The organism is Nocardia sp. PE-7 (assembly GCF_030486425.1).
Taxonomy (GTDB): Bacteria; Actinomycetota; Actinomycetes; order Mycobacteriales; family Mycobacteriaceae; genus Nocardia; species Nocardia salmonicida_A.
The window spans coordinates 3,001,985-3,015,737 of the sequence record NZ_CP129614.1; the positions used below are offsets into that span (position 1 = coordinate 3,001,985).

A 13,753-nucleotide genomic window follows, 5' to 3' on the forward strand; every position below is an offset into this window, starting at 1 on the left:
TTCGGTATTGTGACACCGACGATAAGCCGGGCCGAGCTCGCCGGTCAAGAGGCGACCCCAGGTTCGTCCGGTGATGTTGAGATTCCCGACGCTGCGTCGCCGCCGACGCAGCGTGTGGTGAAGGTGCTCGAGCTGCTGTCACGGCGGGCAACCGAACGACTGTCGCTGGCCCGCATCGTGCGCGAAGCGGGGCTCTCGCGCGCCACCGCACACGCCGTGCTCACCCAGCTCACCGCCGACGGCTGGACGGTGCGCGACGAGGACGGTTGCTACGGCATCGGCTTGCGGCTACTGACAGTGGCCAGACGTGCCGAATTGGCGTTTCCGCTGCGCCGGACCGCGGTGGCGCACCTGCGAGCGCTGTCCGAGCAGGCCGGCGTGCCGGTGTTCCTCGCCGAACGCGATGGGGAGAGCATCGTGGTCACCGAGGTCGTCGGCCATCCGTCGGCGGGCTGGATCCGCCCGGGTCGGCGCCTTCCGCTGGCGCCCCCCGTCTGCCGCGAATTCATCGCCTGGGCACCGGAACCGGTCAAGCAGGCATGGCTCGCGAGCGCCGACTCGGCTCACCGTGACCGCCTCGCCCGGGTACTCGCCGAGATCCGAACCCGCGGCTACTCCGTCGAACGACTGGTCGACGACTCGACACCGATGCTGGAAGTCCTTGCGGGCCTGCGCGATACACCGATCACAGCCGCCCTGCGCGCTCAACTCGGTTCCGTCATCACCGAGCTGATCACCATCGACTACCTGCCCGATGAGCTCGGCCCCGAGAACGCGGTGGTGACCCTCGCCGCCCCCATTCGCGACCGCGACGGTGCGGTAGTGGCCGCGGTCGTCAGCTGCCCCGACACCCGGCTGTCGAGCCGCGCACTGAGTGAGCTCGGTGCGGCGACGGTGGCGGCCGCGGACCGGATTACCGCGGGCGTACCAGGGGACTGACGCACGTCCTGTCGGTCACGACCTGGATTCGAATGATGCCTCGCGCACCGAACGGGTTGTGTTCCTACGGTTTCGAGTACTCGGCAGCGGCGGTTCGCCATTACGCTGAGAGTGGATCTGCCCGAATGCGACCCGCTCGACGGTCGCGGAGGCGGAGGGCGAGGAAGGACGGACCGTGGCAAACGACAGTGATCGGTGGTGGGAGGCGCCCGAAATCTCAGGCTCCACCCCTGACTCCGCCGCGCAACCGGCCTCGGATCCCACCATTCTCAGAGCTCCCGGCAACCAGGGTCAGGCACACGGTGCGCAGCCGGTCTCCGGAACGGGGGAGCAGTCGCCATGGCAGCAGCCCGGTAGCGGCCAGCATCCGCTTGCGCCGCCGACCGTCGTCGGGCAGCACCCGTTCGGTCAACCAGGAACCGGCGAACAGTCGTACGGACAGCAACCCGGCACCGGACCACAGCCACCGTGGCAGCCGTCCACGACGGGGCAACCGGTCGGCGGGCAGCATCCGTACGCGCCCCCGGGGCAGTGGACCGGCCAGCAGACATACGGGCAGCAACCCGGAATGGGCCAGGACCCGTACGCCCCGCCACCGGGCAGTGGGCAGCAGTACCAGCCGGGAACAGGCCAACCACCGTACGGACAGCAGTACGGATCAGGCCAGCAGCCGTTCGCCCAGCCGGGGTACGGACAGCAGCCTTACGGCTATGCTCCCGCGCCACAGCAATATTCGCCCCCACCGCGTCGCAGTGGTGGCTCGGGCGTGATCATCGCGGTGGTGGCTGTCGTCTTGGTGCTAGTGATCGGAGTCGGGGTCGCGGTCGCGTTCGCCGCCCGTTCCTCCGATGAGTCCTCGGCGTCGGCGGGTACGACCACCACCACGAAGGCGGGGCCACTGTCGGGCACGAGTACCGCACCCCTGGCCCCGGGCTCGAAAGGCGTGCTCATCGCGACCTATCGCGTCGCCTACGACGTGCCGTCGGCCTGGACCATCCACTCCGACTCCGACCCCATGTCGTTCACCACCGCGAACGGTTCGGTGGACGGACGCGGTCAGGCCACCGAGGGAGCCGACTACTGCCCCGGCTCGGTCTTTCGCGCCATGGCCGCAGTCACCTCGAGCACGGAAACCGACCCCGCCGCCGCCGCCAAGAGCGTCGCGAAAATCTCCGCGGCGGGCGGGTATTCGGATCCGACCGGCGGAAAGATGAGCACGCCTACGTCGCTGAAGACCCAGAGTGGGGTCAGCGGCCAATTCGTGGAGACCTCCGGCGCGTGGACCCCGCAGATCCCGGGTTGCACGGCGAACGCCTACTCGGTGTACGCCTTCGGGTTCCGCAACGCGGCCAACACCACTCTCGTGCTGACCATCCTCGTCGACCGGGGCACGACCGGCGAACTCACCGCTGACCAGGCTCAGAAGATGATCGCCAGCCTGCGCCTGGTCTAGCGGCGTCGGCGCCACCGCGCTCGGTGTTCGTAGACTCGACTCATGACGGCAGCCGCATCGAATTCGACCGATCTCCCGGCGAGTCTGGTGGAGATGACCGCTGACCACGTGCGTGCGCAGGTACTCGGCGGTGCCTTGGCGCCGGGGGAGCGGGTCGGTGAGGAGGCGCTGTGCGCGCGGCTGGGTATCAGCCGCGCCCCGGTGCGTGAGGCATTGCGGCGCTTGGCCGAGCAGGGTCTGGTCGAGCACCTGCCGCGGCGCGGATACCGCGTGGTCGTGTGGTCGGCGCACGACATCGTGGAACTGTTCGAGGTGCGGCGAGCGTTGGAGCAGCACGCGCTGTCCGCCGCGCTCCCGTGTGCGGATCTGCCGCGACGGCTGAGTCGGGTCCGTGCCGCGTTGGCACAGCTCACCACGGCGGACCGGCGTGCGGACTGGGTCGCCCGCGACGACGCGCACCGTCGCTTCCACGTCGAAATCGTCGCGCTGGCGGGCAATCGGCAGCTGGACCTGGTGTACGAGCAGGTGCTGGTGAAGCTTCAGCTCGCGATGGCGCGCAATCTGCGTGAGGAAACCGAGGCGGGCGCTCGCCGCGAGGGCGTGCGCAGACATCAGGAACTGCTCACCGCGCTCGAGACCAATGATCCGCTCCGGGCCGAGGCTGCCCTGCGCAGGCACGGCGAGCAAACATACCTGAAACTCGGTATCTGCTAACACATCCGATACAGATCGATCCCACCGCCGTCACACTTTCTGTCGACAATCGACAACATGACAGGCTCTACGGTCACCGAGATTCTCACCCAGCATCAGGGTGGCAGCGGCTCCCCGACCAGAACCGCGCAACGGGTGGCCGACGCGATCGCCGCGCGCGGCGACGACGGCACCTGGATCACTCCGGTATCGCGTGCCGAGTTGCTCGCTGCCGCAGCGGCTATCGAACGTAGGCCCGGCGCACTGACGCTGCCGCTGTACGGCGTGCCGTTCGGGGTGAAGGACAGTATCGACGTCGCCGGCTACCCGACAACCCTGGCCTGCCCGGACTACGCCTATGTCGCCACCCGCACCGCACCGGCGGTGCAACGCTTGCTCGTCGCGGGTGCGTTGTTCGTCGGCAAGACCAATCTCGACCAGTTCGCGACCGGCCTCAACGGAACACGGACCCCGTATCCGATGCCGCGCAGCGTCTTCGGCGGCGATCTGATCTCCGGCGGGTCCAGCTCCGGATCCGCGCTCGCCGTCGCACTCGGCCAGGTGCCGTTCTGTGTGGCCACCGATACGGCGGGATCGGGCCGCGTGCCCGCCGCGCTCAACGGCATCGTCGGCTGGAAGCCGTCGCGTGGCCTGATCAGCACCGTGGGGCTCGTGCCCGCCTGCAAGTCGCTGGACTGCCTCACCCTGATGGCGACCACCGTCGAGGACCTGGATCTGGTCGCGGAGGTGATCATTGCGGTCGATCACGAGGATCCGTGGACCCGTGCCAGGGGCGGGCGATTCCCCGGCGGCCCGATCCGGCTCGGGTTACCGGCACCACAGGAGCTCGAGTTCTTCGGCGACGACGCGATGCGCGCCGCACATCTCGGCACGCGAGACCGGCTGCCGAGCAAAGGGTTCGACTGCGTCGACACGACACTCGCACCGTTCCTCGCCGCAGGCGCTCTGCTCTACCAGGGCCCGTGGGTCGCCGAACGCCTGGTCGAATTCGAGGAGTTCCTGACCGAGCGGCCGGACTCGATCCTGCCCGTAATCCGGGAAATCCTCGACAGCGGAAGACAGTTCAGCGCCGTGGACGTGTTTCGCGCACAACAGCGATTGCAGACGCTGCGCGCGCAGGTCAACCGCATATGGGACGAGGTCGACGCGGTGATCGTGCCGACCGTCGGCACCACGTTCACCGTCGACCAAGTGCTGGCCGACCCCATCGCGACCAATACCGTGCTCGGCCACTACACCCACTTCGGCAATCTCCTCGATCTGACCGCCATCGCGGTTCCCGCGGGCACCACGCGCGACGGAAGACCGGTCTCGCTCATGGTGTTCGGCCCGGCGCTCGCCGACGACGTCGTCCTCGCCGCCGCCGCGCGGCTGCTCGACGAGCCGCGCACCGCGGCTCTACCCCCTCACCTCGGCCCGGTATCCCTTCAGGAGCGACGATGACCGAAATCCCCGCCGACCCGACCCCCTTGCCCTTCGATCCCGCGACGACGGCGCTCGTCATCATCGACATGCAGCGAGACTTCTTGCTCCCCGGCGGCTTCGGCGAAAGCCTCGGCAACGACGTGGCCCTCCTGCGCACCGTGATCGAACCGCTCGGTGAGCTGCTTACGTCCGCCAGGGCGGCAGGCATCACCGTGATCCACACCAGAGAAGGGCACCTGCCCGATCTCTCCGATTGCCCGCCGGCGAAACTGCGGCGCGGCACCCCGTCTCAGCGGATCGGCGATCCGGGACGGTTCGGGCGCATCCTGATCCGCGGCGAGTACGGCCACGACATCATCGACGAACTGGCGCCGCTCGACGGCGAGACTGTCATCGACAAGCCGGGCAAGGGAGCGTTCTACGCGACCGAACTGGCTGCTGTGCTGCAACAGAATTCGATCACCACGCTGTTGGTCGCCGGCGTCACCACCGAGGTGTGCGTGCACACCACCGTGCGCGAGGCCAACGACCGCGGCTACGAATGCCTCGTCGTCGCGGACTGTGTCGGCTCCTATTTCCCCGAATTCCAACGCGTCGGGCTCGCGATGATCGCCGCCCAGGGCGCGATCTTCGGCTGGGTCGCCGACTCGGCGGATGTCATCGCCGCACTCGCCACCACAGCCCCCGTCACGGCCTAGCGAACAGGATCCACCATGTCCGTCGACACCTCGAAACCGACCACCGCACCAGAACCCCCTGCGCCACTGGCACTTCCGTGGTGGACCAGGGGAGACACCAACGCCTTCTTCGGTCTGGCGTTCAACATCCTGGTCAACGTCCTCACCCTGACCACGCTCACCATCGCGGTGGTCAAGATCCCCAGCACCGATGTGCTCGGCACGGTGCTCCCGGCTCTCGGTATCGCCCTCGTGCTCGGCAATCTCTACTACATGGTGCTGGCCAGGCGCCTGGCTAGGCGTGAAGGACGCTCCGATGTCACCGCCCTGCCCTATGGGCCGAGCGTTCCGCACATGTTCATCGTCGTGTTCGTGGTGATGTTGCCGATCTACCTGGCCACGGGAGATCCGTTGCGGGCGTGGGCAGCCGGTCTCGCCTGGGCGTTCATGATCGGGATCATCGTGATGATCGGCGCCTTTGTCGGCCCGTACATCCGCAAGGTCACCCCGCGCGCCGCGATGCTGGGCACCCTGGCCGGCATCTCGATCACCTTCATCGCCATGCGCCCCGCGGCGCAGATGTGGGAGGTGGCCTGGATCGGGCTCCCGGTGCTGGCCATCATCCTGATCGGCTTCTTCACCGACGTGAAAGTGCCGGGCAATATCCCGGTCGGACTGGTCGCGCTGCTGGTGGGCACGGCGATCGGATGGATCGGCGGATACATGTCGGCACCCGACGTCGCCCAGGCCGCAGGCGATATCGCGCTCGGCTTGCCGGACCTGCGCCTTGACCTGCTCTTCGACGGTCTGAGCGACCTCGCTCCGCTGCTGGCCACCGCCATCCCGCTCGGCATCTACAACTTCACCGAAGCCATGAGCAACGTGGAGAGCGCGGCCGCGGCGGGCGACAACTACAACCTGCGCAGCGTGCTGCTGGCCGACGGCTTCGGCGCTGTGATCGGTGCCGGCTTCGGCTCACCGTTCCCGCCCGCGGTCTACATCGGTCATCCGGGGTGGAAGGACGCGGGCGGGCGCACCGGCTATTCCCTTGCCAGTGGCCTGAGCATCGGCATCATGTGTCTGCTCGGGCTCTTCGGTGTGCTCGCGACGCTGCTGCCCATCCCGGCCATCGTTCCGATCCTGCTCTATATCGGTCTGCTGATCGGCGCGCAAGCCTTCCAGGCGGTGCCGCGCATCCACGCGGTCGCGGTCGTGGCCGCGCTGCTGCCCAATCTGGCGGAATGGGCGGTGACCCAGATCGACAACGCGCTGACCGCCGCCGGGACCTCGGCGGAGAAGATCGGTTCGGACGCGCTCGGCCAAGCGGGCGTGGTCTACGACGGGCTGAAGGTGCTCGGTTCCGGTGCGGTGCTGGCCGGTCTGGTGCTCGGCGCGATGGTCACGTTCATCCTCGACAAACGGTTCCGGGCGGCCGGCGTGGCGGCGCTCATCGGCGCGGGGCTGAGCTGGATCGGGCTGATCCACGCGCACGCGGTCGAATGGGCTGCCGCGCCCGGTGTGGCGCTGGGCTATCTGCTCTTCGCCGTGGTCTGTCTGGCCTACTCGCTGCTGCCGTCCCCGAGCACGGCGACACCTGTCGCCGACGAGGTCGCCGTGTGAGGTGGTCTGCCCGGCTCGGCACACAGGAGCCGGGTCAGGTGTTCTTCGGCAGCGTCGCGAGGAAATCGCGGAAGTCGGTGGCGGGGTGGCCGGTCAGGTGTGGGACCGCATCGGTGACGTGCTCGAGTTCGCCCTCGGCGATCGCGGTGTAGGTGCTGACCCAGCCGTCGACTTCCCACCGCGGCGCGTCGTATTTCGCGCGGGAGGCGTAGGCCTCGTCGACGGTTTGGTCGACGTAGCGGAACGGACGACCGAGGATCTCGGTCATCTCGGCGGTAGCGGTGCTCAGGCTGAAAGCCCGCGGACCGGTGAGGTCGAAGGTCTCGCCGAGGTGGTCGGTCGAATCGAGCACTGCCGCAGCGCAATCGGCGACATCGGCGCGAGTGACCGCGGCGACCCTTCCGTCGGCCGCGGGGCCCTCGATCACGCCGTCGGCATCGGCGAAGTGCGGGATGATGTCCTGGTACTGGTTGTCGCGCAGGAAGGTGAACGCGAGCCCGGACGCGCGGATGGCCTGTTCGGTGTACCAGTGGTCGCGACCGAAGGTGAACGTGGCATCGGGCGCCGCGCCGACGAACGACAGATACACGATCCGTTGCACGCCCGCGTCTTTCGCGGCGTTCACCACCGCGGTCTGCTGGGCTGCCCGGTCGGCGCTCTCGGTGGCGGAGACGAAGAAGAAGGTCTGCACGCCGTCGAGCGCAACGCCCACGCTGGCCGGATCGCGGAAGTCGATGGTCGCGGTGGTGGCGCCGTCGATGGCCGCGATGTGGTCGACGTTGCGTCCGAGCAGTCGCAGTCGCACCCCCGACGGTGCGAGCAGGTGGGCCACGCGGCCGCCGATATGTCCACTGGCTCCTGAAATCGCGATGGTCTCCGGCATCGGTCCAGGCTATGGGTCGGCCGCGACAGGTCGTGCCGACACGCCCAGCGGGCAGGTCGGCGCGCGCGTCGATGCGCGGATCCGCGCATGAGGTGGTGGAATCGGCGCGTGCGCGTATCGAGTGGAATTGCAGCCTGTGTCGCGGTCGTGGCACTGGCCCTGCCGGTAGGCCCAGCCGCCGGCGCGGTACAGGACACGGCGTGCGGGTCGACCCTGTCGCAGGCCGACATCGCCGAAATCGCGCGGCTGTCGGACACCTCGGCGATCTCCGGTGCGGGCAGCCTGGCCGGCCTCGAGGACGCGGTGGCCCGCCACCATCGGATCACCGAGATCCTCGTCGAGCATCGAGACCTGCGCGGGCTGTTCGCGATCGGGCTCGACGGCGTCGAATACGCCGCGGTGATGCCGATGCAACGCGATCCGGCGGCCTTCGTGAACCGCGAGTACGCGCACGCGATCAGCTTCGAACTGCTGCGCCGGTTCCTCGACAATCTGCACGCCGAATTCACCGGAGGCATCGCGGAACCTCAGTGGGCGCACTACTTCGCACTGGCCCGCGACTGCGGGGCATCACGCGCTCGCACCGCCATGGCCGGATACAACGCGCACCTGACAGTCGACCTGGCCTATTCGGCGGCCGCGGTGGCCACCAAGCCCGAGAACGCGCCGGACTACTTCAAGATCGTGGCGGGAATCGCCTCGGTCGGCGACGTGATCATCGACCGCACGAAGGCGGCCTATGGCGCCGATCTCGGGCCACTGTGGCGGTTCTACTTCGTCGGCGAAGGACTCGACCAGCTGTTCGGCGCGGGCGTAGCCACCGAGCAGATGCTCATCGCCGCCGATCTCGGTGCGAACACGGTGATCTTCACCAACGGACTCGCCCTCCAAGACCCCGCTCTCGCACCCGCGGTCCGCACCGAGATCACCGCGTTGTGGCAGGCAGCCGATCTGGCTTTCGAGGCATTGGCCCGAATCAACGCACTCTGAACCTGTCGGTGCCGTCAGATTCGGTCGAACCGGATATCCGCCGCGAGCGGGTCATGACAGATGTCGTCGAGCGCGAGAAGCTGGTGGATCCAGGTCGGCGCGGAGACCGGAGTCTGGATCAGCGCGCGCACCGTGATAGCGGCGACCACGGCCGTAGCCAGTGATTGTCCGCGCCCGCTCGCCGATCTGATGGATCCGTCCGCAGCCCGCGCGAGCGCTACCCAGCGATCACTGCTGCCGGGCATATGGGCGGGCGCCAGCGATTGCAGGACCGGCGCCCAGGTGAGAGCGGCCAGGCCGAGAGTGGCGAGTCGGGAGTCGAGGCGGAGGTAAGTGCGCACCGGAACACCGAATTCGCGGGTGAGACGGTGCTGATCGGCGAAGTCGGCGCGCAGTGCGGGAAACGGTCGGTAGCCGGCATGCTCGGGCGTTGGAAACCGTTGTCGTCCGGTGAAATTGCGGATGCTCGTGCCGTCGGCGTCGGGAAAGCGCTGGCCGAGCAGTCGGTAGGTCCAGGCAGTCGCGGCGGGGCCGTGGGTTTCGCCGGAGCCGAGGCCGGTCATGATGTCGACGGGGCCACTGCGGAGTGTGAGTGCGTCGACGGCGAGCAAGGTGGTGAGTCCGGGAGCCAACCCGACGCCGAGCACCGCGGGGCCGCCGACGTCCTCGAGTGCCTGGACATAGCTCGACGTCGCGGAGATATCGACGAAGACGATCCCGCGACCGACACAGGCTTGCGCCAACCCGACATCCTCGGTGCCCGCGCAGTTCACGACGATGGTCGCTCCTGCCACCGCCGCCTCGACACCGGCGCTGTCGCGCAGGTCGACCACCCGGTCCGCCCTGGCGGGATCGCGCCCCGCCACCTGTACGGAGACGCCCTCGGCGCGAAGCAATCGCACCAGATGTGCGCCGACCGTTCCGTATCCGCCCACAACCAGCACCGTCATCGGAACTCCTCCCCGTCGTCTGCACCGATGCTACGGGGGGTCGCCGAACAGAACAGGCCCCGGCTCTGCGGCGTGAACCGCAAGGCCGGGGCCTGGTTTCGTCGGATCAGCCCGCGGTCTTCTCCGAGCTGCGCACCTCGATGATCGGCAGGATAAGGGCGGCGGGCGCGCTCGCGGGCACGACCGGCTGGTTCGGGCGAACCGGGGCGATCTTGGTGTAGCCGGCGCTCTGCTCGGGGCGGGTGTCGACCTCGCCGTTGTTGGGCCAGTAGGCGGCCGCGCGCTCGGCTTGGGCGGTGATGGTGAGCGAGGGGTTGACGCCGAGGTTGGCCGACACGGCGGCACCGTCGACGACGCTGAGCGTCGGGTAGCCGTACACGCGGTGGTAGGCGTCGATCACGCCGTGCTCGCGGTCGACGCCGATCGCCGCGCCGCCGAGGAAGTGCGCGGTCATCGGCACATTGAACACATCACCCCAGGTACCACCGGCGACGCCGCCGATCTTCTCCGCGACCCGCCGGGTGACATCGTTGCCCGCCGGAATCCACGTCGGGTTCGGTTGTCCGTGGCCCTGTTTGGAGGTCAGCTTGCGACCACCGAACAGCCCGCGCTTGGTGTAGGTGGTGATCGAGTTGTCCAGGTGCTGCATGACCAGGGAGATGATCGTGCGCTCGCTCCAGTTCTTCGTGCTCATGAAGCGGAAGAAGGTCAGCGGATTGGACAGCACCAGGCCCAGGAATCGCAGCCATCGTGGCACCCGCCCGCCGCCGTCGACCATGAGCGTTTGCAGCATGCCCATCGAGTTGGAGCCCTTGCCGTAGCGGACCGGCTCGACGTGGGTATCGGGGGTGGGGTGGATGGACGAGGTGATCGCGACACCCTTGGTGAAGTCCTGGTCCGGTCCCAGCGTCCTGGTCGCCGCACCGACGATCGACTCGGAGTTCGTGCGGGTCAGCAGGCCGAGCTTGTCCGACAGATTCGGCAGCGCACCCTCATCACGCATCGCGTGCAGCAGCTTCTGCGTACCGAGCGTGCCTGCCGCGAGCACGACATGCTCGGCGGTCAAGGTCTTGGGCGCCTTGCGCACCCACGCACCGGTGCGCTCGGTGGCCACATCCCAGGTGCCGTCGGGCAGCGGTCGCAGCGACGACACCGTGGTCATCGGAATGACCTGCGCGCCGGCCTTCTCCGCGAGGTAGAGGTAGTTCTTCACCAGGGTGTTCTTGGCGCCGAACTTGCAACCGACCATGCAGTCGCCACATTCCACGCAGCCGGTGCGCTCGGGACCGACACCACCGAAGTAGGGGTCGGCCTCGGTCTCACCCGGCGTACCGAAGAACACACCGACGGGAGTCTGCACGAACGTGTCGCCCACACCCAGGTCCTCGGCGACGGACTTGAAGATCTCGTCGGCGGGAGTCATATGGGGATTCGTCACGACACCGAGCATCTTCTTCGCTTGCTCGTAATAGGGAGTCAGCTCGGTGCGCCAGTCGGTGATCTCCCGCCATTGCGGGTCCTGGAAGAACGGCTCCGGTGGCACGTAGAGGGTGTTGGCGTAGTTCAGCGAGCCACCGCCGACCCCGGCGCCGCCCAGGATCAGGACGTCGCGCAGCGGGTGGATGCGCTGGATGCCGTAGCAGCCGAGCTTGGGCGCCCACACGAATTTGCGCAGGTCCCAACTGGTTTTCGGCAGTTCGTCATCGGCGAAGCGGCGGCCCGCCTCGATGACGCCGACCTTGTAGCCCTTCTCCACCAGGCGCAGCGCGGTGACACTGCCACCGAAGCCGGAGCCGACGATCAGAACGTCGAAATCGGTGGTGCGCTCGGGCATGGGGGAGCTCCTCGATCGGTGTCGACAGTGACGCGGGTAACGCTAATGGCGACAGCCAGAGCTGTCAACGTAGGCTCCGCTTCGACCTATGCTGTTCAGGTGGCCCGATACACCCGAGCGGAACTCGCCGACGTCAGCGGCGTGGCGTCGCGCACCATCCGCTATTACCACTCGCTGGGCGTGCTCCCCAAACCCGGTCGCGCGGGTAAGGAAGTGGTCTACTCCGACGAGCACTTGGACCGCTTGCGCGACATCGTCGCCATGCAGGCGCGCGGGCTGCGTCTGGACGCGATCCGCGAGGTGTTCGACGCTGAGCCGCAGGCCGGTGATTGGCGCGCGCTGTTCGATCCGCGTGCGAGCCAGGCCGCCGAACGCTCGTGCTACATCGACGATGCCGAGCTCGCGACCATGCTGGGCGACCGTGGCGCCGATGTGCTCGCGGAGCTCGTCTCGGCGGGATATCTCGAGCGCCGTGACGAGCGCTGGTTCCTCGGGGACCGGACGATGTTCAAGGCCGCGCTGGTCCTCTACGACGTCGGCATCGACATCACGCTGAGTGGCGTGCTGCGCACGATGATCCAGTCGCGGATCGCCGTGCTCGCCGACGAAGTGGTGCACACGATCCGTGATGCCGCGGGCACGAGCTACGGCGGGGAGAGTGTCGGTGTGGACCTGAGCCGCTTCCGCGACCGATTGCTCGCGATGGCATGGGAGGTCGGCGGCACCACGCTCGTCGCCGAGATCGAACGCGCCGCGGCCGACGCCGACGACGCGGCCGGGCGTCATGCTCCGGCCCGCGCCACCAGTGGGCGATGATCGGAGGATGAGTTCCGAGCAGCCCGGTCCGCGCGCACTGGCCCGCGCGCAGACGATCGCCGACATCAAACGCATCGGCCGCGAACACCTCGCCACCCAGGGCGCCGCGGCACTGTCGTTGCGTGCGGTCGCGCGCGATCTGGGGGTGGTGTCCTCGGCGGTGTATCGGTACGTGCGCAGCCGCGACGAACTACTGACCATGCTGGTGGTCGACGGCTACAACGCGTTGGGCGATGCCGTCGACGCGGCACTGATCGACGCACCCGAAGACCCGGCGACGCGATTCCGAGTCACCGCGCGGGCAGTACGGGAATGGGCGCTGGCCGAACCCGCCTGGTACGGCCTGCTGTTCGGCACGCCCGTGCCCGGCTACGACGCACCCGCCTCCGACACCGAGGCGCCAGGAATCCGGGTGATCGCGATCCTGCTCGGCATCGTCGACAGCGCTTACCGTCAGGGGCAGCTCGACGTCCCCGCCACCGGACCGGCGATCAGCGCGCGAACGGCCACCGATTTCGCGACGATCCGCGAGCAGTTCGGCCTGCTCGCCCCCGACGCGGTGATCGCGTCCGCTCTCACCGCGTGGACCACGCTGTTCGGTGCCGTGAACTTCGACGTGTTCGACATGTACGGCCGTGACACCTTCGCCGACCGCGGGGAAATCTTCGACCTGAATATCGATCGATTACTGCATCTGCTCGGCTTCGTCGTGCCGCGCCCAGAGGATGTGGACCGGTCGGTACGGTAGCGATTCGAAGGGTTCCCGCGGTATGTGGGGAGAGGGAATGTGTGAACGGCGACGACGGCGTCGCCAACGAAGGAGAGTGCCCGAGTGAATTCCCGCGAGGAGATCTTGCGCCGAGTCCGTGACGGGCTGCTCGACCTACCCGAGGACGAGCGCCGGGTCCCCATGCGTCGATCCTCCGGCAGGCACGCGTTGGTGGATCCGGCCGAACGGGCCGAGGTGCTCGAGCGGTTCGTCGAACGGTTGCGCGAGCACGGCTCGCTGGTGCGCACCGTCGACATCGCGGGCCTGCCCGCCGCGGTCGCCGACGTGCTCTACGGCATGAGCGTGCAGACGGCACTCGCCGCGGTCGAGCCGGGCCCGGCGTGGTTGGACCACTGGGCCAGTGCGCCGGGACATCGGGTCGTGCACAGCGGCTCGGACTCGAACGAGTCCGGCGAGGCGGTGGTTCGCGACGCGGTGGCCGGTGACGCGTCCACCGGTTCGCTGGCACTCGATGCCGACGGCGGACCAGCCGTCTCCGAGGACATGCCGCAGGTCTGCGTCGTCCGCGCCGACCGCGTGTTCCTCTCCCTGCCCGAAGCGCTCGACCACCTGGATCAACGTCGCCCGCTGATCTGGCTCGGCGGTCCCGGCGATACCGAGCTGGCCCGTCAGATGGTGGTGTTGCTCGTCGAATAGCTCGTGGGGAAACGTTATCGAGCCAG

The 13,753-nt window shown here is 68.2% G+C and carries 13 protein-coding genes; 10 read left to right on the forward strand and 3 right to left on the reverse strand.

Features of this window, described 5'->3' with window-relative positions:
* Nucleotides 1–117: 117 nt before the first annotated feature.
* From QX204_RS14070 to QX204_RS14095, 6 genes are all read left to right on the forward strand, one after another.
* Complete coding sequence (locus tag QX204_RS14070; RefSeq protein WP_301907224.1) at nt 118–939, forward strand: IclR family transcriptional regulator; 822 nt, start codon at nt 118–120, stop codon at nt 937–939.
* A 175-nt stretch (nt 940–1,114) separates the two neighbouring features.
* The gene (locus QX204_RS14075) at nt 1,115–2,392 is read left to right on the forward strand and encodes a DUF8017 domain-containing protein (RefSeq protein ID WP_301907226.1); all 1,278 of its coding nucleotides are present in this window, start codon (nt 1,115–1,117) and stop codon (nt 2,390–2,392) included.
* 42 nt (nt 2,393–2,434) lie between these two features.
* Nucleotides 2,435–3,106: a GntR family transcriptional regulator gene (locus QX204_RS14080; protein WP_301907227.1), complete on the forward strand. Its 672-nt coding sequence runs from the start codon at nt 2,435–2,437 to the stop codon at nt 3,104–3,106.
* 57 nt (nt 3,107–3,163) lie between these two features.
* Complete coding sequence (locus QX204_RS14085) at nt 3,164–4,549, forward strand: allophanate hydrolase (protein WP_301907229.1); 1,386 nt, start codon at nt 3,164–3,166, stop codon at nt 4,547–4,549.
* A complete protein-coding gene (locus QX204_RS14090) occupies nt 4,546–5,229 on the forward strand; it encodes a cysteine hydrolase family protein (RefSeq protein ID WP_301907230.1) in 684 nt (227 codons plus the stop codon). The genes QX204_RS14085 and QX204_RS14090 overlap by 4 nt, the downstream gene beginning before the upstream one ends.
* Before the next feature lie 15 nt (nt 5,230–5,244).
* Nucleotides 5,245–6,828, forward strand: coding sequence for a SulP family inorganic anion transporter (locus QX204_RS14095; protein WP_301907232.1), 1,584 nt, complete (start codon nt 5,245–5,247; stop codon nt 6,826–6,828).
* A gap of 34 nt (nt 6,829–6,862) precedes the next feature.
* On the opposite strand, the gene QX204_RS14100 is transcribed toward QX204_RS14095, so the two are convergent.
* A complete protein-coding gene (locus QX204_RS14100) occupies nt 6,863–7,711 on the reverse strand; it encodes an SDR family oxidoreductase (RefSeq protein ID WP_301907233.1) in 849 nt (282 codons plus the stop codon).
* An 87-nt stretch (nt 7,712–7,798) separates the two neighbouring features.
* Between QX204_RS14100 and QX204_RS14105 the strand changes: the two genes are divergently transcribed.
* A complete protein-coding gene (locus QX204_RS14105; protein WP_301907235.1) occupies nt 7,799–8,701 on the forward strand; it encodes a DUF5995 family protein in 903 nt (300 codons plus the stop codon).
* Nucleotides 8,702–8,715: 14 nt separating this feature from the next.
* Here the strand turns inward: QX204_RS14105 and QX204_RS14110 are convergent, their stop codons facing one another.
* Together QX204_RS14110 and QX204_RS14115 are read right to left on the reverse strand one after the other, a co-directional pair.
* Entirely contained in the window at nt 8,716–9,651 is a 936-nt protein-coding gene (locus QX204_RS14110) for an NAD-dependent epimerase/dehydratase family protein (RefSeq protein ID WP_301907237.1), read from the reverse strand.
* 106 nt (nt 9,652–9,757) lie between these two features.
* Nucleotides 9,758–11,485 (reverse strand): GMC oxidoreductase, encoded by a 1,728-nt coding sequence (locus QX204_RS14115; protein WP_301907239.1) that lies wholly within the window; start codon nt 11,483–11,485, stop codon nt 9,758–9,760.
* Nucleotides 11,486–11,584: 99 nt separating this feature from the next.
* On the opposite strand from QX204_RS14115, the gene QX204_RS14120 reads away from it, so the two are divergent.
* From QX204_RS14120 to QX204_RS14130, 3 genes are all read left to right on the forward strand, one after another.
* Nucleotides 11,585–12,301 (forward strand): MerR family transcriptional regulator, encoded by a 717-nt coding sequence (locus QX204_RS14120; RefSeq protein ID WP_301907241.1) that lies wholly within the window; start codon nt 11,585–11,587, stop codon nt 12,299–12,301.
* A 7-nt stretch (nt 12,302–12,308) separates the two neighbouring features.
* Entirely contained in the window at nt 12,309–13,049 is a 741-nt protein-coding gene (locus QX204_RS14125) for a TetR/AcrR family transcriptional regulator (protein ID WP_301907243.1), read from the forward strand.
* Between the two features lie 84 nt (nt 13,050–13,133).
* The gene (locus tag QX204_RS14130; RefSeq protein WP_301907244.1) at nt 13,134–13,727 is read left to right on the forward strand and encodes an acetate and sugar kinases/Hsc70/actin family protein; all 594 of its coding nucleotides are present in this window, start codon (nt 13,134–13,136) and stop codon (nt 13,725–13,727) included.
* Nucleotides 13,728–13,753 lie beyond the last annotated feature (26 nt).

Bases quoted from the DNA above. Each gene is read 5' to 3' on its own strand.
- QX204_RS14125 (WP_301907243.1), top strand. From the start codon at position 12,309: ATGAGTTCCGAGCAGCCCGGTCCGCGCGCACTGGCCCGCGCGCAGACG.
- QX204_RS14095 (WP_301907232.1), top strand. From the start codon at position 5,245: ATGTCCGTCGACACCTCGAAACCGACCACCGCACCAGAACCCCCTGCG.
- QX204_RS14110 (WP_301907237.1), bottom strand. From the start codon at position 9,651: ATGACGGTGCTGGTTGTGGGCGGATACGGAACGGTCGGCGCACATCTG.
- QX204_RS14100 (WP_301907233.1), bottom strand. From the start codon at position 7,711: ATGCCGGAGACCATCGCGATTTCAGGAGCCAGTGGACATATCGGCGGC.
- QX204_RS14080 (WP_301907227.1), top strand. From the start codon at position 2,435: ATGACGGCAGCCGCATCGAATTCGACCGATCTCCCGGCGAGTCTGGTG.
- QX204_RS14105 (WP_301907235.1), top strand. From the start codon at position 7,799: ATGAGGTGGTGGAATCGGCGCGTGCGCGTATCGAGTGGAATTGCAGCC.
- QX204_RS14115 (WP_301907239.1), bottom strand. From the start codon at position 11,485: ATGCCCGAGCGCACCACCGATTTCGACGTTCTGATCGTCGGCTCCGGC.
- QX204_RS14085 (WP_301907229.1), top strand. From the start codon at position 3,164: ATGACAGGCTCTACGGTCACCGAGATTCTCACCCAGCATCAGGGTGGC.
- QX204_RS14090 (WP_301907230.1), top strand. From the start codon at position 4,546: ATGACCGAAATCCCCGCCGACCCGACCCCCTTGCCCTTCGATCCCGCG.